The organism is Rouxiella sp. WC2420 (assembly GCF_041200025.1).
Classification (GTDB): Bacteria; Pseudomonadota; Gammaproteobacteria; order Enterobacterales; family Enterobacteriaceae; genus Rouxiella.
The window spans coordinates 3,653,667-3,672,091 of record NZ_CP165628.1 but is presented as its reverse complement, the minus strand read 5'-3'; the positions used below and the strand labels follow the sequence as shown (position 1 = coordinate 3,672,091).

The following is an 18,425-nucleotide window of genomic DNA, read 5'->3' as shown; positions in this document are numbered from 1 at the left end:
GCCATTCTCACCTTGTTTCGCGGTGTCGTTATTTGCCTATGTGGGCAACGGAGGCTATCTCTACCAGCGCTTCGGGTTTGACCAGGCCACACTGTATGCAGAAACGAGCCGGTTTTTCGCCGGGAAAATATTCGGCGTAGACCTGGTTAACTGCGGCATAGTTGCTCCAGTCGGTGATGAAAATCGAGTTGAAAGTCACGTCATCCATGGTGCCGCCCGCGGTTTCAATCACCCCTTTGATGGTCTCCAGTACATGGCGGGTTTGCGCCTGGGCATCACCGGGAAACACCACATTATTATCTTTGTCGAACGGCAGGGTTCCGGAAACATAAACAATGCCGTCAGCCAGCGTGCCGGGAACAAATGGCGCAATGGGTACGCCGGTGCCTTCGGGGATGATGATGCTCTTTGGCATAATGCTTTTCCTTTTCAAAGTGTAATGGGCAATATTTATTGTCTGTAAGTCAGGCCGTTTGGCTCAATTTCTCTGCGGTTTTCGCTACCGTGTTACAGAAACTGTCGACGTTGGAAACCCAGCCGAAGAAGGTTTCAATGTTGTATATCGCCGCTTTCTGGGCAAATTCCGGACCCGCCTGATGGGTTGCGTCTTCCAGCACGACGCTGAAATATTCCAGGAAGAAACCATCGCGCAGTGTGGATTCCACACACACATTGGTAGCAATCCCGGTAAATACCAGATGATGAATGCCGTAGCTGCGCAGCAGGCTGTCGAGTTGGGTATTGAAGAAGCCGCTGTAGCGCGGTTTTGGCAGCACAATGTCGCCAGGCTGTAGTTGTAATTCATCAACCAGATCGTAATCCCAGTCACCCTTGGCCAGCAGCTTGCCCATCAGTTGCGGGTGCTTGCGCATGGTTTTCAATGCATTGGATTTATGGAAGTTTGGTGAACCTTCACCGCCAGCCTCGACGTATTGATTATCCCAGCCGTTCTGGAAAAAGATCACTTTAATGCCCGCAGAGCGAGCGGCAGCGATAGCGCGTTTGATGTTGGCGATTACCGGGCCGGTATGTGAAACGTCAAAACCGGCCAGATCCAGATAGCCGCCCTTGGAGGCATAAGCATTCTGCATATCTATGACGATAAGCGCCGTCTGCTGCGGGGAAAAGGCCAGCGACTCAGGACGCGCGGGTAAAATAACTTCGCCGTCAACCGAACCTGGATCACGACGTACCACGGCATTTTCAACAATTTTCATTACGCGACCTCTTTTTCGGCAGATGAGTCATTAAGCAGATATTGGCGAGTTTTCATTAATGGCTGGATAAACTGGCCAAAGTTTTCAATTCCCTGAACAAAATCGTCGAAGGTTAGCAGTACGCCCTCGGTGCCTGGTACGGTAGCAATTTCGTCGAGCATTTTTGCCACGTTGGCGTAGGAACCTACCAGCGTACCCATGTTGATGTTTACCGCTGAAGTCGGGTCGCCCATCTGACGAACATTGGTATCCGCGCCAGATTTGGTGTCTTTGCTGGCCTGATCGGTCAGCCAGGCCAACGCCTCGCTGTCAGCACCTTCTTTGTAAGACTCCCACTTGGCGCGAGCCGCGGCGTCACTTTCATCAGCAATAATCATGAACAATACATAGGAAGCGACATCGCGTTTTTCGGCTTCGGCGGCAACTTTCATGCGTGCAGGAACGGCTGCAAATGCGGTCGGGGTATTCACGCCTTTGCCAAAGCAGAAGTTGTAGTCGGCATATTTGGCAGAGAACGCCATGCCAGCATCGCTTTGCCCGGCACAGATAATTTTCATCTCGGCCTGCGGACGCGGACTGACGCGGCAGTCGTCCATCTTGAAAAATTCGCCTTTCATGTCACAGTGTCCGGTGCCCCACAGGTCACGCAGCACGGTGACGTACTCGGTTAAATAGTCATAACGACGGCTAAAATACTCATCGCCTGGCCACATTCCCATCTGCTCATACTCAGGCTTCTGCCAGCCAGTAACGACGTTGACGCCAAAGCGGCCGTTGGAAATCGAGTCAATGGTCGCGGCCATGCGTGCAACAATCGCCGGTGGCATAACCAGCGTAGCGGCGGTAGCGTAAAGTTTGATTTTGCTGGTCACAGCAGCCAGACCCGCCATCAGCGTGAAAGACTCCATGTTGTGTTCCCAGAATTCAGTCTTGCCACCGAATCCGCGTAACTTGATCATCGAGAGCGCGAAATCAAAATTATAATGTTCGGCTTTTTGTACGATGGTTTTGTTCAGCTCAAAAGTCGGCTGATACTGTGGCGCGTTTTCTGAAATCAACCAGCCATTGTTACCGATAGGAATAAAGACACCGATTTTCATAGCACACCTCTTGAATGAATTTGGCCCGGCTTAGGCAGGGCGCTTCGACTACCTGTCTATCCAAATCAACACAGCGCGGCTTGAGTGCATCCTGCGGGTTCCTAATTGCGCCTTGCTGTTCGACTACGTAAGGTATTGATTGCAAACTCGATGCCAGTTTTTAAAATTCATTTATTATCAATGTGTTAAATATGTGTGCTAAATTTTGGTAGAGCAAATGGTCTAAATCGGACCATTTGGTAAAAAATAACTGCACGAAAATCATGCAAGATTGAACGAAAATGGTGCGAAAATGCCTGTTGATTAGACTGTGAGAAGCAGTAAATTCCGGGCAATGGGCGGGCATGGTCGTGATGACAGGGTTTTGTTATGCTTGGCAAACGCAAGAGTCGATGAATAGAGGATGAAGCCAGTGGCAGCAGAGGGAACGACCGGGAACAAAAAGCCGCCGAGCCGGCGTTCGCGTGCCGTGGCGGCAAAACGGACCACGATTATGGCTGCGGCATTAGAGTTTTTTTCTTTGTACGGTATTCATGGTACCAGCCTTGATCAGGTGGCCGAGCGGGCCGACGTTTCAAAAACCAATCTGCTGTATTACTTTCCGTCAAAGGAAGATTTGTACGTTGCGGTTTTGAAAGACTTGCTGGATATCTGGCTAGAGCCTCTGGCGGCGCTGAATGCCGATCAGCAGCCAATGCAGGCAATTAAAGAATATATCTATCTCAAGCTTTGCGTGTCGCGTGACCATCCTCAAGCTTCACGACTGTTTTGCCTGGAGATGTTGCAGGGCGCGCCGCTGCTTAAACAGGTGTTGAGTACTCATCTTAAACAGCTGGTTGACGAAAAATCTGCGATTATTCGTGGATGGGTAAAAGCCGGACAACTTGCGCCGATAGAGCCTTTGCATCTGTTGTTTATTTTGTGGTCAACCACCCAGCACTATGCCGATTTCGGCGTGCAGATTGAAGCTATTAGCGGCCAGACATTAGATGACGAGGCTTTCTTTGAGCAGGCGGTGTCTAACTTACAGCAGATTATTATTCAAGGTATCAGGCCGCGAGAGTAATGTTGCCAACTCTTGCCATCGATAAAAAAATGCCCATCTGGTTAAACCGATGGGCATTTTTCATTGATTGAGCAGCGGCATTACTTCAGTGCTGGCTGCTTTTTACAACGGATCCAGTAGCCGATTCCCAGAATAACGAACCACAGTGGCGTAACCATCAGTGCCTGGCGGGTATCATCTTGCAGTGTCAACAGCACCAGTACGAAGGCGAAGAATGCCATCCCGACCCAGCACATTAAAATCCCCAGCGGCATTTTATATTCCGAAGCGGCGTGCAGCTGTGGGCGTTTACGGCGATAAACCAGATATGAACACAGGATAATGGTCCAGACGAACATAAACAGAATCGCTGAAACCGTGGTAACCAGAGTGAACACCGTCAATACGTTAGGGATTAGATAAATCAGCACTACGCCTGCCAGCAGGCAGATGCAGGAGAAAATCAGTCCGTTGGACGGTACGGCACGCGAAGACAGTTTGCCAAAGGCTTTTGGCGCCATTCCTTCCTGTCCCAGACCAAACAGCATGCGACTGGTGGAGAAAATGCCGCTGTTGGCGGAAGAGGCGGCGGACGTCAGCACCACAAAGTTGATGATGCTGGCAGCAGCGGGCAGGCCGGCAAGCACAAACAGTTCAACGAACGGGCTTTTATCAGAGGCAACCGAGCTCCACGGCGTTACGCACATAATGGCAATCAGTGCGAAAACGTAAAACATGATGATACGCAGCGGAATGGCGTTGATAGCGCGGGGCAGCGATTTTTTCGGATCTTTAGTCTCTGCTGCGGTGGTGCCTACCAGTTCAATGCCAACGAAGGCGAAAATGGCAATCTGGAATCCGGCAAAGAAGCCGCTGATACCTTTCGGGAAAAACCCGCCGTTGTCCCAAAGGTTGCTGAATGCAGCCACGGAACCGCTTGGCGTCTGGTAGTGCATCAATACCATTACCAGACCGGTAATGATCAGACCGACGATAGCGACAATTTTGATCATCGCGAACCAGAATTCGGTTTCGCCGAACATTTTTACCGTCGCGAGATTAAGCCCAAACAGGATCAATACGAAAATTAGCGAGGCGACCCATTGTGAAAGACCCGGGAACCAGAATTGTGCGTAAGACGTGACGGCCACGACGTCGGCAATGCCGGTAACTACCCAGCAAAACCAGTAGGTCCAGCCGGTAAAATAGCCAGCCCATGGACCGAGCAGGTCGGCGGCAAAGTCGCTAAATGACTTGTATTCGAGATTGGACAGCAGCAATTCACCCATCGCACGCATCACGAAAAACAGCATAAAGCCGATGATCATATAAACGAAGATGATAGAAGGGCCGGCGAGGCTGATCGTTTTGCCAGAGCCCATAAACAGGCCGGTACCAATGGCACCCCCGATGGCGATCAACTGAATATGCCGATTGCTTAAATTTCGGCGCAAATGTTCCGGTGTTTCTTCTTCCGTTTTTGCAATGATTTCTGTCTCGTTTTGCATAGCTTTCAGGTTCCTGTCATGTATGGAATAAGAGCTCTAACCGGCTCTTTTCTCTATTATTGTGGTGAATTCTGCCGCTTGAGGATGAACAGCATTCGGGCAGGTGTGCCACATAGTAATGTTAAATTCCGGCGCATTATAACTTCGTGAAGAAAAAATCTGACAGCAAATGTACCTTTATTTTTACAGGGTTATGACAATGCTCACTTCCTCGGCAATCTCAGTGTTGCTTTGTCCGTTTTGCGCGGGTCAATGTCATTTAGCGAGGCGCGACACTTTGCAGATTGCGCCATACTTGTTTCTGGCAGCGGAATTTGGTCCGCACTCAAGAATGGAGAAATACTATGTTAGCCAACCCGTCGCAAAAATACGTGGCCTTCCCACCGGTAAATCTGCCCGACCGTCAATGGCCGAGCAAAACCCTTGATAAGGTTCCGCAATGGTGTTCAAGCGATTTACGGGATGGTAACCAGTCGCTTGCCGAGCCAATGGATAACCAGCGTAAGCGCCAATTTTATGACATGCTGCTGCGTTGTGGATTCAAGCAGATTGAAGTGGCATTTCCTTCGGCTTCGCAAACAGATTTCGACTTTGTCCGTGGTTTAATCGAAGACAAGGCCATTCCTGAAGATGTTTATATTCAGGTATTGACTCAATCGCGCAGTGATTTAATCGAACGTACCTTTGAATCGCTGATTGGCGCGCCGCGTGCCATCGTGCATTTATATAACGCGACATCGCCGATGTTCCGCGAAGTGGTGTTTAACACCGATAAAGCTTCCACAGTCGAATTGGCAGTGCGCGGTGCCAGGCAGATCCGCCAGCTTTGCGAAAAGTATCCGCAAACAAAGTGGACCTTTGAGTATTCGCCGGAAACTTTCTGCATGACTGAACTCGATTTTTCGCTGGAAGTGTGTGAAGCGGTTGCCGCAGTCTGGGAGCCTTGCGCCGAGCGGCCGATGATCCTCAACCTGCCAGCCACGGTAGAAGTGAGCTCACCCAATATTTATGCCGATCAGATTGAGTGGTTCTGCCGTCATTTCAGCCGTCGCGATCAGGTTTCTATTAGCGTGCATCCACACAATGACCGTGGTACCGGAGTCGCCTCTGCCGAACTGGCGTTGCTGGCCGGTGCCGACCGCGTTGAAGGGTGCCTGTTTGCCAACGGCGAGCGCACCGGCAATGTCGATTTAGTGACTATGGCACTAAACTTCTACACTCAGGGTATTTCTCCGGGCCTGGATTTCAGTGACCTCAAAGGCATTGTTGAAATTGTCGAGCAGTGTAATCAGCTGCCGGTGCATCCGCGCCACCCGTATGCCGGTGAACTGGTATTTACTGCCTTCTCAGGTTCGCATCAGGACGCGATAAAAAAAGGTTTCGCGGCGCAAAAACTGCGTGGAGATCAGCGCTGGAATGTCCCATATTTGTCGCTGGACCCTGCCGATGTTGGCTGTAGTTATGAAGCGGTGATCCGCGTCAACAGCCAGTCTGGCAAGAGTGGGGCGGCGTGGTTACTTGAGCAGAACCATGGGCTTAAGCTGCCGCGCGGGTTGCAGATTGCGTTTAGCAAAGCGGTACAAAAAGAGACTGACACCAGCGGAAAAGAGATGAGCACCAGCGACATCTGGCGTTTATTCCGTCAGCAATATGGTCTGATAGATCAGCCGAAAATGAAGCTGCTGAGCTATGACATTCGCAGCGATGAAAGCAGCGTTCGCCAGTTTAGTGCCAAGGTAAATTATCAGGGCAAAGAGCTGACCTTGACCGGAAGCGGCAATGGCTTGCTGTCTTCAGCCGTGGATGCACTGCATCGGACGTTTGATTTAATGCTGGAGATTGGCGATTACGACGAGCATACGCTGGGACACCAGAGCCACAGCCGTGCGGTGGCCTATGTCAGCGTTCAGCGCCCTCAGGGAGAAAGAGTTTACGGCGTGGGAATCGACAGTGACGTTTCCAGCGCCTCTCTCCAGGCGCTGTTTAATGCCAGTGCTCAACTTTTAGGATAATGACTCTGCTGTTTCTGCGGCGCGTGCCGCAGAACTGAAATATTCGCTGGGTGACACGCCCAGCGTTCTGCGAAACATGGCGCTGAAAGCACTGGGGCTGTCATAACCTAGCTCCAGCGCCACATCTAATACCGATTGCCCCAATGCCAGCCCGTTCATTGCAGACAATATCTTCGCTCGTCTAATCCAATCGCTAAAACGCAATCCGGTCTCGCGCTGAAAGCGGCGTGACAGCGTTCTCCCACTGATCCCCATGTTGGCGGCTATCTCTTCCAACTCCCAGGCAGCAGACAAATCTTGTTGTATTTGCTGGCAAATAGCCAAAAGCTGAGGATCGCGCGGTTCAGGAAGATGCAGTGGCAGGATTGGCAACAGTCGTAGTTCGTCGAGGATCAGTTCAATGATTCGTTCGTCGCGTCCGCCTACGGCATAATTTTCCGGAACGCTAAAAGAGGCCAGAATAAGTTCGCGCAGCAGCGGTGAAACCTGGACCACCTGGCACTGATCCGGCAAGTCGGCGCGAGCGAGAGAATCAACAAATAAAGTGCGTGCCTGTACGCCACCGATAAATCGCAGACTATGAGTAACATTGGCCGGCAACCACACGCCGCGGCCGGGTGGCACCATCCAGACGCCGTGATGAGTAGTCACCTGAACAACGCCGGAAAGAGCATGAATTAGCTGGGAGCAGCCATGACTATGCGACGGCTCAAAGTCTCCGTGTTGATAGTCGATTGCCTTTGCGACAAGCGATTGGTTTTTAGCTAAAAAATTCTCATGCATGGTAATCACAGCGTCCGGGGTGCAGGCAGTTAACGCACAAAGTATCAGGGGTGCGGATTGTTCTTCGCGTCTTCGGCCGCTTTTCTGGCCTCTTCGGCAATTTTATGCAGTTCTTCTTCGGTGAGTTGTTCGGCAACTTTATGCATTTCTGCCAATCCATCACTAACGTGTACATCATCAGCTTTGGTTTTGTTTTCACTGGATTTTTCAGTCATAAAAAGAGCCTCTGGTTGAAAGTAAACGGTTCTTTATTTTAGCAGATTTAATCTATTGGGCGTTTATCTCAAGAGAAACTTTGGCTCACGACTTGATGAGGATCAGCTTAATGACAAAAAAAGAGAGCCGCGGGCTCTCATATAAATGTGTTTAAAGTTAACGCGTTATTATTGGCGGTAGCCAAGTTTGATCTGCTGTAGGGTCGCGTTGAAAATTTCAGCCTGCTGTGGGTCTTCAATTTGGGTAATGAATTTTTCGAGATTCAGCACTGCTTTGCTCGCATCAACCTGGCCGATAGCCTTGAGTAAAAAGGTGACGGTGGCCTTCAGACAGGCAACTTCGGTTGCGAGGGTTTCAACGTTTGCCTGGGTGTTAAAATCAGATGCGCTCATTTAAGCTCCTTAAAACTGGCCACTCTTTGGAGGCCATTGGGGTCGTTTGAAAATTTATCGCCAATATGGGGACAAGCTGCACAAAAGGTTGCACCATATTAGCACAGTCATCTTCTGGCGTGGAGCACCTTGCCATTAGCACTGGGTAAAACACTATTCTGGCGTTACGGATAAAGCAGATGCAGGGATAGGATTCTAAACAAAGTCTCTAACATGAGAATGCTTCAACCTAATGTTGACGCTTTTTCATATTAAAAATTTAATCAAGCTCACAACAAAAAAATAATTCCTGATTAAATCAGTAATATATGTTTTCCGTTGGCTGCTGTTATTTTGCTCGTTAATAAAATCGTCATGACCAAATGCAGTTTTTGCTTATCTTGTTATCTTCGTCTTTTGACGATTGTTGCGCTATTTCATGATTTTTATAGGATTTCGTCTTATACTGGAATAAGCCTGTACAGTAGACTGGAATTTCTCCCTTACATTTTTAAAGGTTAAGTTTTTGCAATCAGTACTTGGTTAATTTCTCCCGCATGCAGTAAAATACGCCAGTTGATTTAATTAGCTTCAATACTATTTTTTATATCCGCAGTCATGTTTGTTGCTTTCAGGTCTTACCTGGTACTAATGAAAAATACGACCGTGTGACGCCCTTAATTTTGGAGAGTTCTCTTTGATTAGCGTTCTTCTTGTAGATGACCACGAACTGGTGCGCGCAGGGATTCGACGCATTCTTGAGGATGTCAAAGGCATCAACGTTGTTGATGAGGTGCAATGCGGTGAAGATGCCGTAAAATGGTGCCGCAGCAATCATGTCGATATCGTTTTGATGGACATGAGTATGCCGGGTATCGGCGGCCTGGAAGCCACAAAAAAAATTGTGCGTTTTTGTCCTGACATCAAGATAATCATGCTGACGATATATACCGAAAACCCTTTGCCCGCGAAAGTGATGCAAGCCGGTGCGTCCGGTTATCTCAGTAAAGGAGCTGCACCACAGGAAGTGGTTAATGCAATACGTCTGGTAGATTCTGGCCAGCGTTATATTGCCTCCGATATCGCTCAACAAATGGCGCTTGGCCAGCTTGAGCCACAGTCTGAAACGCCTTTTGACAGCCTTTCTGAACGTGAGCTGCAAATTATGTTGATGATAACCAAAGGACAAAAAGTCACTGAAATCTCAGAGCAGCTTAATCTCAGCCCTAAAACGGTAAACAGCTATCGTTACAGAATGTTTAGTAAACTAAATATTAATGGTGATGTAGAATTGACCCATCTGGCAATTCGCCACGGTCTTTTCAACTCGGAGACGTTATCTGGCAGTGAGTAATGAGCGCTTTGATCCCCAGGCCTTTTTAAAAACGGTCACCAGCCAGCCCGGCGTCTACAGAATGTACGATGCAAGCGGGACGGTCATTTACGTTGGTAAAGCCAAAGATCTTAAAAAGCGGCTTTCCAGTTATTTTCGTGTCCAGGTCTCAAGTCGCAAGACTGAGACACTGGTCAAAAATATCGAGCAGATCGATGTCACGGTAACTCACACAGAAACCGAAGCATTGCTGCTTGAGCATAACTACATCAAGCTCTACCAGCCGCGCTACAATGTATTGTTGCGTGACGACAAATCTTACCCGCTAATTTTCCTGAGTGCCGATAATCACCCGCGACTGACCATTCACCGTGGCGCTAAACATGCCAAGGGCGAATATTTCGGTCCGTTCCCAAATTCTTATGCTGTTCGGGAAACATTGACCCTTTTACAGAAACTGTTCCCTATTCGCCAATGCGAGAACAGTGTCTATCGCAACCGCTCCCGCCCGTGCCTGCAATATCAGATTGGGCGTTGTCTAGGGCCTTGCGTCAGCGGGTTAGTGAGCGAAGATGAATATAAACAGCAGGTTGATTACGTTCGTCTTTTTCTGGCCGGGAAAGACCAGCAGGTTGTAACTCAGCTGATTGAGCGCATGGAAGATGCCAGTAAGAATCTTCGTTTCGAAGAAGCGGGGCGTTTTCGCGACCAGATCCAGGCGGTGCGTCGTGTTACCGAGCGCCAATTTGTCAGCGGAAACAGCGAAGATCTCGACGTTATCGGCGTTGGCTTCGAGTCCGGTATGGCCTGCCTGCATGTGCTGTTTATCCGTCAGGGTAAAGTACTGGGCAGCAGAAGTTATTTTCCCAAAGTGCCGGGTGGCACCGACATGTCAGAAGTGGTGCAAACCTTTGTTGGCCAGTTTTATCTGCAAGGTAGCCAGGCCCGAACGCTGCCGGGCGAGATCCTGCTCGATTTCAGTCTGCCGGAAAAAGACCTGTTGGCCGAATCACTGAGTGAAATGGCGGGTCGCAAAGTTTATATTCAGAGTAAGCCGCGAGGCGACAGGGCGCGCTATCTCAAACTGGCTCGCACCAATGCGACTACCGCCCTGACAACCCGTTTGTCCGAGCGTTCTACCATCCATCAACGTATGGCCGAGCTTGCCAAAACGTTAAATCTTTCCGAGATTAACCGGATGGAATGTTTCGATATTAGCCATACTATGGGCGAGCAGACTGTGGCTTCATGTGTCGTATTTGACGCGAATGGTCCAGTGCGCGCCGAGTATCGTCGCTATAATATTACCGGTATTACCCCCGGCGACGATTATGCCGCGATGACACAGGTTCTCAATCGTCGTTATGGTAAAGCTATCGAAGAGGCAAAAATCCCCGACGTTATTTTCATTGACGGCGGCAAAGGCCAGCTGGGGATGGCTATCGATGTGTTTAAACAATTAGACGTGGCGTGGGATAAGACCAAGCCGCTGCTGATTGGTATTGCCAAGGGTGCAGATCGTAAAGCCGGTCTCGAGACGCTTTTTTTCAAAGCCGAGGGCGAGGGCATTGCATTGCCATCTGACTCACCCGCACTGCATGTGATACAACATATTCGTGACGATTCGCACGATCACGCTATTACTGGGCACCGAAAGAAACGAGCGAAGGTCAGAAATACCAGTGCGCTTGAAGAAATTGAAGGGGTAGGGCCAAAAAGGCGTCAGGTTCTGCTTAAGTACATGGGAGGCATCCAGCCATTATTGAATGCCAGCGCAGAGGAAATTGCAAAAGTGCCGGGTATTTCACACGCATTGGCAGAAAAAATCCATAATGCGTTGAAACACTAGGGTCATTGTAGCAACATACTCATAATATCTACATCGGACAGATAGTTACCTAAGCACATGCAATTTAATATACCGACGTGCCTTACCCTATTTCGCGTTGCGATGATCCCGTTCTTTGTACTGGCTTTCTATTTGCCGTACGTCTGGGCTCCAGCCGCATGCGCGTTAATCTTTGTTTTCGCCGCTATCACTGACTGGTTTGATGGCTATCTTGCTCGTCGCTGGAAACAGACGACGCGCTTTGGTGCGTTTCTCGACCCAGTGGCCGATAAAGTGCTAGTGGCAATTGCGCTGGTGCTGGTGGCAGAATACTTCCACGCCTGGTGGATAACCTTGCCGGCAGCAACCATGATTGCTCGTGAGATTATTATCTCTGCACTGCGTGAATGGATGGCGGAAATTGGCAAACGCAGTAGCGTGGCGGTGTCGTGGATAGGCAAGGTTAAAACCATGGCACAGATGCTGTCATTGGTCGCTCTGCTTTGGCGTCCAGATGACATTGCAGTGGCAGTGGGCGTTGTAGCGTTGTACATCGCTGCGGTGCTGACATTCTGGTCAATGTTCCAATATTTGTTCGCTGCGCGAAACGATTTGCTGGAACCTTGATCGAAGTGATTTAAAAAGCGGCAAACAGTCGCGATAAGCAGATAATTTTATTGACTCATCGCGTCATCTAAGTAGAATGCAACGCATCGGAAGGCAGCAAGCCAACAGCCAGAAGATAAGTTAAAAAAATCAGTAAGTTCTGATTAAAGCGGGAATAGCTCAGTTGGTAGAGCACGACCTTGCCAAGGTCGGGGTCGCGAGTTCGAGTCTCGTTTCCCGCTCCAAATTCGATATATAGAATCAAGTTCTGTATAACAGTAAGATTAGTAAAGAATTAAGGCGCGTTAACAAAGCGGTTATGTAGCGGATTGCAAATCCGCCTAGTCCGGTTCGACTCCGGAACGCGCCTCCAATTTTCCCGGAGCCCGGGTGGTGGAATCGGTAGACACAAGGGATTTAAAATCCCTCGGCGTTCGCGCTGTACGAGTTCAAGTCTCGTCCCGGGTACCATGGAAAATTACAGTATTATCATAAGCATAAAGTAGTAATGTCGTTATGCCACCTTCGGGTGGTTTTTTTGTTTTTGGGATTTCATAATATCATTTCATAATATTATTGGTCACCACCGTAGGAACGACCTTCATTTTTCTGTCATAAATCGCAGTTTGCGATGCATTTTTATGCCCGGTAATCGCCTGCTTGTTGTATAGATTTCCGGTCAAATCCGAAATGTCTTTCGCCCTCAAATCATGAAAGGTGAAATCGAATTCAATTTCAGGAAATTTTGCCTTTGCTTCATCCCTAGCAGCTGCGCAGAAAACCTGAGGTAATTTGTTAGGTAGATAGGGATTTTATTTAAAGCATCTGATTGAAAAGAAATTCAAAAAGATGCTTTATTGAAAACTTGCCGTAAAAGCGGAGTTAGCCTTTGGCTGACAGGGCGGGGATGACGTGCTGCGGGTCGCGCTCAATGGCTCTAAGCAGTGCTTTGGCAGGGCCAGTGGGTTCTCGCCGGCCTTGCTCCGAGTTTTTAACGTATCAACGCTCACTGAAAACAGTTTTGCGAAGCCGCTTTGTGACAATCCGAAAGCAGTTCTGATCGCCTTGACCTGAACGGCAATCACGTTAGTTTCACGCGAAGGCTCGCGCGAGCCTTCAACAATTTGCTCCAGTAAGAGATCGCAAAAAAGCATTGTGAGTTATAACATTATGATTAATAACGCCCATAAGGGGACATGCTTAATACAAAACTTGCTTGTAGATAAAACGGTGAGTTTTTAGCTAATTTTTTCCTTAACTTAGGGAAATAGCGTTAATTCCAGCTTTGAATTTGGCGATAAGTTTTGAATATTTATTTAAATAAATATACATAGTTCGCTTTAATAGTTAATTCTTTAACTTATTCAAGAGAGTTATTTGAAATTAATGAGTGGCTAACGATATATGAATTTTGAGATGGCTGAATGATTTTTAGGATTTAATACTTATTAGGAGCGTGTTAGTCTGGTTTTTCCATGCAATCAGAAAGGAAGTTTATATATGTCAAATGAAGACGTGCTTGTCTATATTCCATCAAGTCTGGATTGTTGTGAATGCCAACAACTCGCCTGTTTACGGTTCAATTACCAAATCGAGGATTTACCTCAGCTTCCCACTGCAGGAAAGCTGTTTACTGGCCTTACTCTTGAGCAGGCAAAGGTTATGGCGGCATTCCTTGATGAGTATATTCATAACACCGAATTGTCACGCTTACCTGTATTTTTAAACTAAAAGTATTAGTTTAAAAAGTTAACGTAATGCATGTAGCGAATATTGACGCCATCAATAGTGGCGTTTTCAAAAGCACATACATTATTTGGGTAGACTTAGCCGTGATTAGTTTATAGGGAATGCATTCAAATAATCAAATCATTAAATGCATATTTGATATTCTGCCTAGGCTACCAACCAGGTGAAACGTATTTCTCCAGTGAAGACTCTCTGAATAGTTGGTGTTGCACTTTGCCATCGACAAACCACTCACAGCGGTATTTTTCATCATCCTGATCGTAACTGTCGATAGTCATTTTTGGACCACCAGATTTAAGCAGTACTACGTCGCCCGCTTCAAATTTCTCTGCCATCTGTATTTCCTCATAACAAGGTAAAATTCCCTTTGAATATGGTTGATATTGCAGATAATTCAAGTCGCAAGGCCCGCGGTTCAAGTCTCTTGATGAGATTCATTACAGTGAGTTTCGGCGATTTTATACGCAATGAAGATGAATATACCCTCCATTTTAAAAACTTTAGCTTAATTTTCGAAGGTGAAAAAAGAGCAAAAGCCGCCTAGCCTCAACTCTTTTTACTATCAGAATTTCTTTAGATTTCGTACTGCACTCCGCGAACGACACCAATAATTTCACAGTTGTCGCAAATCGGAATATTGGCATAGCGCGGATTGAGAGGAACAAGGTATTTGTTTGGACCATCAATGACTAACTTTTTCATTGTGGCCTCGCTAGTACCGGCTATACGAGCGACAACAATTTTGCCATTGGTGGCTTCGACATTGGGATCGACAATCACAGTAGAGCCTTCCGGGATGCTAGGCAGACCAGATGGATTAGTCATTGAATCACCACGCACTGTTAAAGCGAATGCGTCTGAAGACACTCGTAATCCGGTTTCCATCCAGTACTCTGCTCTCTCAAAAAGTTCACTTGATTCCGATTCTGTAAACACCCCAGCTTGTACCCATGAGAGTATCGGGATTTTCCTGACGCTGGTTGCCAACGGCTGAAGGCCTGTAAAATCAGTACCATACAACACATAAGCTTCAGTGGTGTTAAAGTATTTTGCAAGCTTTAACAGTGACTCTGCTTTAGGAACGTTTAAATCCTTCTCCCAATAGCCCACCGTAACGTCTGATACACCGCAGTATTCACCGAGGACTTTTTGTGTTGTTTTAGTCACACGGCGTAGTCTTTTTAGTCTCGCTCCTACTGATTCCATAAATTACTCTCACCAATCTTATCTACGTTGCATATGATAAAACTTAACTATAGGCATACTAGCTAATTTAACTTAGGTTGGGAAGATCAAGGATTAATAATTCTTAGGTATGACTTATGTTGATGACTTTAGCAAACCAAAAAAGCTTACACGGTCCGCAAAAAGCCATTTACTCTGTTAAAAGTGGTTACTGAGTCACGTAGCAATCCCGTAAAAAGCATGCCGCGGCCGCAACTCAAATGGCGTAAATTAAAATATCATTACTTTATGGATGGCTTAACATGCTGTTTATTAAGGCCATTCACTTTATGCTGGGTATTCAAGGGATTTGAAAAAATATTTTTTGATCTGAGCGGAATGTATTACGCCACTTCAGCCATTGATTAGTACATATAAGAAACTATTGAGTATCGGTAGTACAGTTGGCCAAAATCGGTGGCAGGTCAAATTTTATCCATTAGATTCACTGTCTGAAAATTTCAATAATTTAGCTTTAGGTTCTCTTAAGGCTGGACCCACAATTCTTATTTATTTCTTGATATTGCTAAGTATTTTAGAGATTTCGCCTCGGTATTTTTATTCATGCGCAGCAGTTTCTCACTCGACACCTCCCAGATTCACATAAGTTATGTTCACTAATTTTTGCTAAGTTAACTTAGTTTTATTTGATCAAACTTAAGTTTGAATATAAAATCTAAGTTAACTTAGCAGGGTGATGCGTAGCTAATAGAACTTGGGTATGGATGTTTTAACCTGGGAAATCAACTCAGCCGCTAAATGGCAAGGTATGAATAAGCGATCTTTGGAGGACATCTTATGAGAGATATACCACAAGTTCTGGAGCGGTGGGGCGGCTGGGCGGCAGCGGATCACAGTCAGTTGGATTGGCAGAAAACGGCTGCCGGTTTCCGGGGATTATTGCCACGCCCTTCATCTTCGCGAATCAGCTGCTGCGATGATGACGGACTGTTAATTGACGGCTGTGTCACGCGCCTCCAGACTTCGCGGCCTGAAGAATATCAGCTGCTTATTCTGCACTATGTCATGAAGCAGCCTAAGCGTGCGATTGCCCGCTCTATAAAACGTGATGAAAAACTGGTGCGGATCATGCTTCAAATGGCTGAAGGATTCGTCGAAGGATGTCTGGCAATGTTAGATGTAAAGCTGGATATGGACCCGATTGTTGAAATTTATCGCGAACCTAAAGAAATCTTCACGCGGTCCGCAATAAGCCGTTTACTCTATCAATAGTGGTTACTGAGTCACGTCGCTAACCCAGAATGTAAAACCTCGCTTCGGCGGGGTTTTTTGCGTTTAGACCTCAAAAAGAGGTGATGTTGAATGTTTAAAAGTTTTTTCTACTGGCTGAAAAGCCTTTATTACACACCGGCAAATGCCAATGAAAATACCACTGAAGAGGAAATAACCATGAGTGAATTAGCCCCTAATGTTTCAAATGCAACCGTTGCTGATGCGACACCTGCGGCAGATGCCACTGCTGCGGATACCGCCTCGGTGACACCAGTGACGGACGTAGCTTCTGCCAATGCCGCATTGGCAGCGGCTTCTACAGATACATCATCTTCTGATACCGAATCGGCCAGCAGTTTGGCTCAAGCTGATGCAAGTTCACCCCTGGATGATTTTAAGGCCAAGGCTCAGGCTTTTGTAGAGTTTGTGGAAAAGGGGATTGAAGTTTTGGGTCAGGAAGCTGAGGCCGAACTGGTTGCGCTAAAGGAAAAATATTTCTAAGCGCCTAGGTGAATTGATTAGTTTAAACAAACAAATTTACCCTGCTTTGGCAGGGTTTTTAGTTTCATTCTAAGGGTCACTTCGGTGGCCCTTTTTGTTTACCTCTTTAGTGCCGAGTAATCAACCTCCCAAGACTTTATGTCGCAACTGACTCCGGCGCTGAAACTATGACTACAGAGCACAGCCAACAACAGTTGGAGGTGGAGACTATGAAAATGAACCCACAAAGTGACGGATTCTGGACGCATTTTTGGGCCACGATCACTGCACTCTTTAGTGCGGCGGGTCTGACCACTGAACAATGGATTTATGTGTTCTGCGCCATCTTCGGCGCATTGCTATCTTTTAACTCTTATCGCAACAACAAACGTGCCCTGGTAAACCGCGAAAATGAAGACTCGAAAAGAACCGAGATCCTTCGTTCCTATCTTGCCGGTAGAAAAAATAATACGGAAGTGGATACCGCAAGCGTCGCCGAAGAGGTGAAAGATGTGATGAATAAGGTAGGTTCCTGATGGCTATGTCAGCAGCATTGAGAAGCAAATTAGTCAAATTGGGCGGCACTACCGCATTAACTATTGTGATTGCCTTACTTGGCGGGCCGGAGGGCGTTGAGGGGCAAAAAAGTACCCCTTATCGCGATGCGGGTGGGGTATGGACCGTTTGTAGTGGTATTACAGGGGCTGATGTTGTTCCGGGGAAATATTACTCGGACAAGGAGTGTGAGGCTCTGTTGCTAAAACACTTGCAGCCGGTCAAAAAAGCCGTCGATGCGGCAGTCAAAGTCCCCATCGATAATTACACCCGAGCTGCGCTGTATTCCTTCGCCTACAACGTCGGTGTCGGCGCTTTTAAACACTCTTCTTTACTCCGACACCTCAATGCCGGTGATACCAAGGCTGCCTGCGATGACCTGCGCCAGTGGGTTTACGTGAATAAACAGCGCAATCGCGGGCTGATAAACCGGCGGGAAATCGACCGGCAAGTGTGCCTGATGAGGCAATCATGATTAATAAAATTGCGGTGATGACTACTGTGCTGATCCTCGCCTGCATAGGCCTGTTGCTGGCCGTTGCCTTTCATTTTTATGGAAAAACGCTAACGCAGGCCACGGCATTGACTGCACTGACCCAACAAAAGGAGCAGGCCGAGTTTATCACTCAGTCACAGGCCCTGAGCGTAGGGATTTTCAACCAGATAGCCGGAGCGACGCTGAATGAACAGAAAAGTAGCCAGACCGCCAGTCAGCAGCGGCAGACAGTTATTAAAACGGTGCTTGCAACGGCGCCCTGCGCTGTGGTGCCTGTTCCTGCTGCCGCTAATGACAGCCTGCTCAACCACTACAACGCAGTACGTCAAAGTTCCAGTAACACCAATTCCGGCAAGCCTTCTGGCACAGTGTCAGCCGTCGTCTCCTCCCGCTGACCCCCTCAACTACGGAGCATCTGTTGTGTGGAACGAGCTTTTATTGACTGATTTGCAAAACTGCAATGCCCAACTGGATGGCATTCGCCAGATAGAACAGGCAAGACAGAAGTAGCCTGCGCCGTTAATTATTAAGGGATATTCGCCGGGCAGCATCGACCTGCCCGTTGAATCTTTTCAACTTGTGATTATTTTGTTACAAACTTAAAATCATCATAAAGCAGCAGTTCTATTCCGATCGGTATAAAATGACATTTTTGAAAATGGCGAGCTG

Annotated in this window: 20 protein-coding genes, 3 tRNA genes and 1 pseudogene; 14 read left to right on the top strand and 10 right to left on the bottom strand. The window is 47.5% G+C overall.

Translation table 11 applies throughout. The features are described 5' to 3' along the window. Nucleotides 1–28: 28 nt before the first annotated feature. From rutC to rutA, 3 genes are read right to left on the bottom strand one after another with little or no spacing between them, the layout of a single operon-like run. Nucleotides 29–415 carry a pyrimidine utilization protein C gene (gene rutC / locus AB3G37_RS17100; protein WP_009636568.1) on the bottom strand — a complete coding sequence of 129 codons (387 nt, stop codon included), beginning with the start codon at nucleotides 413–415 and terminating at the stop codon, nucleotides 29–31. Between the two features lie 49 nt (nucleotides 416–464). Next, nucleotides 465–1,217, bottom strand: coding sequence for a pyrimidine utilization protein B (gene rutB / locus AB3G37_RS17095; protein ID WP_369788580.1), 753 nt, complete (start codon nucleotides 1,215–1,217; stop codon nucleotides 465–467). Further along, nucleotides 1,217–2,317, bottom strand: a complete 1,101-nt coding sequence (gene rutA, locus AB3G37_RS17090; RefSeq protein ID WP_369788579.1) for a pyrimidine utilization protein A — start codon at nucleotides 2,315–2,317, stop codon at nucleotides 1,217–1,219. The genes rutB and rutA overlap by 1 nt, the downstream gene beginning before the upstream one ends. 403 nt (nucleotides 2,318–2,720) lie before the next feature. Between rutA and rutR the strand changes: the two genes are divergently transcribed. After that, the gene (gene rutR / locus AB3G37_RS17085; RefSeq protein WP_009636565.1) at nucleotides 2,721–3,383 is read left to right on the top strand and encodes an HTH-type transcriptional regulator RutR; all 663 of its coding nucleotides are present in this window, start codon (nucleotides 2,721–2,723) and stop codon (nucleotides 3,381–3,383) included. Between the two features lie 80 nt (nucleotides 3,384–3,463). On the opposite strand, the gene cycA is transcribed toward rutR, so the two are convergent. Next, a complete protein-coding gene (cycA, locus tag AB3G37_RS17080) occupies nucleotides 3,464–4,870 on the bottom strand; it encodes a D-serine/D-alanine/glycine transporter (RefSeq protein WP_369788578.1) in 1,407 nt (468 codons plus the stop codon). A gap of 344 nt (nucleotides 4,871–5,214) precedes the next feature. Here cycA and leuA point away from each other — a divergent pair, with 344 nt between their 5' ends. Continuing rightward, a complete protein-coding gene (gene leuA / locus AB3G37_RS17075; protein WP_369788577.1) occupies nucleotides 5,215–6,882 on the top strand; it encodes a 2-isopropylmalate synthase in 1,668 nt (555 codons plus the stop codon). Here the strand turns inward: leuA and AB3G37_RS17070 are convergent. The 3 genes from AB3G37_RS17070 to AB3G37_RS17060 form a co-directional block, all read right to left on the bottom strand. After that, nucleotides 6,874–7,665 (bottom strand): helix-turn-helix transcriptional regulator, encoded by a 792-nt coding sequence (locus AB3G37_RS17070; RefSeq protein ID WP_369788576.1) that lies wholly within the window; start codon nucleotides 7,663–7,665, stop codon nucleotides 6,874–6,876. The genes leuA and AB3G37_RS17070 overlap by 9 nt on opposite strands. 44 nt (nucleotides 7,666–7,709) lie before the next feature. Next, nucleotides 7,710–7,880 carry a hypothetical protein gene (locus AB3G37_RS17065; RefSeq protein WP_009636561.1) on the bottom strand — a complete coding sequence of 57 codons (171 nt, stop codon included), beginning with the start codon at nucleotides 7,878–7,880 and terminating at the stop codon, nucleotides 7,710–7,712. Nucleotides 7,881–8,048: 168 nt separating this feature from the next. Continuing rightward, nucleotides 8,049–8,273, bottom strand: coding sequence for a DUF2594 family protein (locus AB3G37_RS17060; RefSeq protein ID WP_009636560.1), 225 nt, complete (start codon nucleotides 8,271–8,273; stop codon nucleotides 8,049–8,051). Between the two features lie 676 nt (nucleotides 8,274–8,949). Between AB3G37_RS17060 and uvrY the strand changes: the two genes are divergently transcribed. The 6 genes from uvrY to AB3G37_RS17030 all read left to right on the top strand — a co-directional run bounded on the left by uvrY (nucleotide 8,950) and on the right by AB3G37_RS17030 (nucleotide 12,490). Further along, entirely contained in the window at nucleotides 8,950–9,606 is a 657-nt protein-coding gene (uvrY, locus tag AB3G37_RS17055; protein WP_009636559.1) for a UvrY/SirA/GacA family response regulator transcription factor, read from the top strand. 61 nt (nucleotides 9,607–9,667) lie between these two features. Continuing rightward, nucleotides 9,668–11,434 (top strand): excinuclease ABC subunit UvrC, encoded by a 1,767-nt coding sequence (gene uvrC, locus AB3G37_RS17050; protein WP_369788575.1) that lies wholly within the window; start codon nucleotides 9,668–9,670, stop codon nucleotides 11,432–11,434. A 57-nt stretch (nucleotides 11,435–11,491) separates the two neighbouring features. Then, the gene (gene pgsA, locus AB3G37_RS17045) at nucleotides 11,492–12,040 is read left to right on the top strand and encodes a CDP-diacylglycerol--glycerol-3-phosphate 3-phosphatidyltransferase (RefSeq protein ID WP_009636557.1); all 549 of its coding nucleotides are present in this window, start codon (nucleotides 11,492–11,494) and stop codon (nucleotides 12,038–12,040) included. A 148-nt stretch (nucleotides 12,041–12,188) separates the two neighbouring features. Continuing rightward, a tRNA-Gly gene (locus tag AB3G37_RS17040) sits at nucleotides 12,189–12,264 on the top strand. Nucleotides 12,265–12,318: 54 nt separating this feature from the next. Further along, a tRNA-Cys gene (locus tag AB3G37_RS17035) sits at nucleotides 12,319–12,392 on the top strand. An 11-nt stretch (nucleotides 12,393–12,403) separates the two neighbouring features. Continuing rightward, nucleotides 12,404–12,490, top strand: a tRNA-Leu gene (locus tag AB3G37_RS17030). A gap of 411 nt (nucleotides 12,491–12,901) precedes the next feature. On the opposite strand, the pseudogene AB3G37_RS17025 reads toward AB3G37_RS17030, so the two are convergent. Beyond that, nucleotides 12,902–13,173: pseudogene (locus AB3G37_RS17025) on the bottom strand (helix-turn-helix domain-containing protein). 346 nt (nucleotides 13,174–13,519) lie between these two features. Between AB3G37_RS17025 and AB3G37_RS17020 the strand changes: the two are divergent. Next, the gene (locus AB3G37_RS17020) at nucleotides 13,520–13,750 is read left to right on the top strand and encodes a hypothetical protein (protein ID WP_369788574.1); all 231 of its coding nucleotides are present in this window, start codon (nucleotides 13,520–13,522) and stop codon (nucleotides 13,748–13,750) included. A 170-nt stretch (nucleotides 13,751–13,920) separates the two neighbouring features. Here AB3G37_RS17020 and AB3G37_RS17015 read toward each other — a convergent pair whose 3' ends face one another. Both AB3G37_RS17015 and AB3G37_RS17010 read right to left on the bottom strand, forming a co-directional pair. After that, nucleotides 13,921–14,103 carry a YodC family protein gene (locus AB3G37_RS17015; RefSeq protein WP_009637765.1) on the bottom strand — a complete coding sequence of 61 codons (183 nt, stop codon included), beginning with the start codon at nucleotides 14,101–14,103 and terminating at the stop codon, nucleotides 13,921–13,923. Nucleotides 14,104–14,341: 238 nt separating this feature from the next. Further along, nucleotides 14,342–14,974, bottom strand: coding sequence for a LexA family transcriptional regulator (locus tag AB3G37_RS17010; protein ID WP_037378818.1), 633 nt, complete (start codon nucleotides 14,972–14,974; stop codon nucleotides 14,342–14,344). Between the two features lie 816 nt (nucleotides 14,975–15,790). Between AB3G37_RS17010 and AB3G37_RS17005 the strand changes: the two genes are divergently transcribed. From AB3G37_RS17005 to AB3G37_RS16985, 5 genes are all read left to right on the top strand, one after another. Continuing rightward, nucleotides 15,791–16,225: an antiterminator Q family protein gene (locus tag AB3G37_RS17005; RefSeq protein ID WP_009637767.1), complete on the top strand. Its 435-nt coding sequence runs from the start codon at nucleotides 15,791–15,793 to the stop codon at nucleotides 16,223–16,225. A 90-nt stretch (nucleotides 16,226–16,315) separates the two neighbouring features. Beyond that, nucleotides 16,316–16,726, top strand: a complete 411-nt coding sequence (locus AB3G37_RS17000) for a hypothetical protein (RefSeq protein ID WP_369788573.1) — start codon at nucleotides 16,316–16,318, stop codon at nucleotides 16,724–16,726. A 209-nt stretch (nucleotides 16,727–16,935) separates the two neighbouring features. Next, nucleotides 16,936–17,241, top strand: coding sequence for a hypothetical protein (locus AB3G37_RS16995; protein WP_009637769.1), 306 nt, complete (start codon nucleotides 16,936–16,938; stop codon nucleotides 17,239–17,241). Further along, on the top strand, nucleotides 17,241–17,735 hold the full coding sequence (locus tag AB3G37_RS16990) for a lysozyme (RefSeq protein WP_369788572.1): 495 nt from the start codon (nucleotides 17,241–17,243) through the stop codon (nucleotides 17,733–17,735). Before AB3G37_RS16995 ends, AB3G37_RS16990 begins: the two co-directional genes overlap by 1 nt. Next, the gene (locus AB3G37_RS16985) at nucleotides 17,732–18,151 is read left to right on the top strand and encodes a hypothetical protein (protein ID WP_369788571.1); all 420 of its coding nucleotides are present in this window, start codon (nucleotides 17,732–17,734) and stop codon (nucleotides 18,149–18,151) included. Before AB3G37_RS16990 ends, AB3G37_RS16985 begins: the two co-directional genes overlap by 4 nt. The last annotated feature ends 274 nt before the right edge of the window (nucleotides 18,152–18,425 follow it).

Bases quoted from the DNA above. Each gene is read 5' to 3' on its own strand.
- rutB (WP_369788580.1), bottom strand. From the start codon at position 1,217: ATGAAAATTGTTGAAAATGCCGTGGTACGTCGTGATCCAGGTTCGGTT.
- leuA (WP_369788577.1), top strand. From the start codon at position 5,215: ATGTTAGCCAACCCGTCGCAAAAATACGTGGCCTTCCCACCGGTAAAT.
- AB3G37_RS17005 (WP_009637767.1), top strand. From the start codon at position 15,791: ATGAGAGATATACCACAAGTTCTGGAGCGGTGGGGCGGCTGGGCGGCA.
- AB3G37_RS16985 (WP_369788571.1), top strand. From the start codon at position 17,732: ATGATTAATAAAATTGCGGTGATGACTACTGTGCTGATCCTCGCCTGC.
- AB3G37_RS17010 (WP_037378818.1), bottom strand. From the start codon at position 14,974: ATGGAATCAGTAGGAGCGAGACTAAAAAGACTACGCCGTGTGACTAAA.
- AB3G37_RS17000 (WP_369788573.1), top strand. From the start codon at position 16,316: ATGTTTAAAAGTTTTTTCTACTGGCTGAAAAGCCTTTATTACACACCG.
- rutA (WP_369788579.1), bottom strand. From the start codon at position 2,317: ATGAAAATCGGTGTCTTTATTCCTATCGGTAACAATGGCTGGTTGATT.
- pgsA (WP_009636557.1), top strand. From the start codon at position 11,492: ATGCAATTTAATATACCGACGTGCCTTACCCTATTTCGCGTTGCGATG.
- rutC (WP_009636568.1), bottom strand. From the start codon at position 415: ATGCCAAAGAGCATCATCATCCCCGAAGGCACCGGCGTACCCATTGCG.
- AB3G37_RS16990 (WP_369788572.1), top strand. From the start codon at position 17,241: ATGGCTATGTCAGCAGCATTGAGAAGCAAATTAGTCAAATTGGGCGGC.
- rutR (WP_009636565.1), top strand. From the start codon at position 2,721: ATGAAGCCAGTGGCAGCAGAGGGAACGACCGGGAACAAAAAGCCGCCG.
- cycA (WP_369788578.1), bottom strand. From the start codon at position 4,870: ATGCAAAACGAGACAGAAATCATTGCAAAAACGGAAGAAGAAACACCG.
- AB3G37_RS17065 (WP_009636561.1), bottom strand. From the start codon at position 7,880: ATGACTGAAAAATCCAGTGAAAACAAAACCAAAGCTGATGATGTACAC.
- AB3G37_RS17020 (WP_369788574.1), top strand. From the start codon at position 13,520: ATGTCAAATGAAGACGTGCTTGTCTATATTCCATCAAGTCTGGATTGT.
- AB3G37_RS16995 (WP_009637769.1), top strand. From the start codon at position 16,936: ATGAAAATGAACCCACAAAGTGACGGATTCTGGACGCATTTTTGGGCC.
- AB3G37_RS17070 (WP_369788576.1), bottom strand. From the start codon at position 7,665: ATGCATGAGAATTTTTTAGCTAAAAACCAATCGCTTGTCGCAAAGGCA.
- AB3G37_RS17060 (WP_009636560.1), bottom strand. From the start codon at position 8,273: ATGAGCGCATCTGATTTTAACACCCAGGCAAACGTTGAAACCCTCGCA.
- uvrC (WP_369788575.1), top strand. From the start codon at position 9,668: ATGTACGATGCAAGCGGGACGGTCATTTACGTTGGTAAAGCCAAAGAT.
- AB3G37_RS17015 (WP_009637765.1), bottom strand. From the start codon at position 14,103: ATGGCAGAGAAATTTGAAGCGGGCGACGTAGTACTGCTTAAATCTGGT.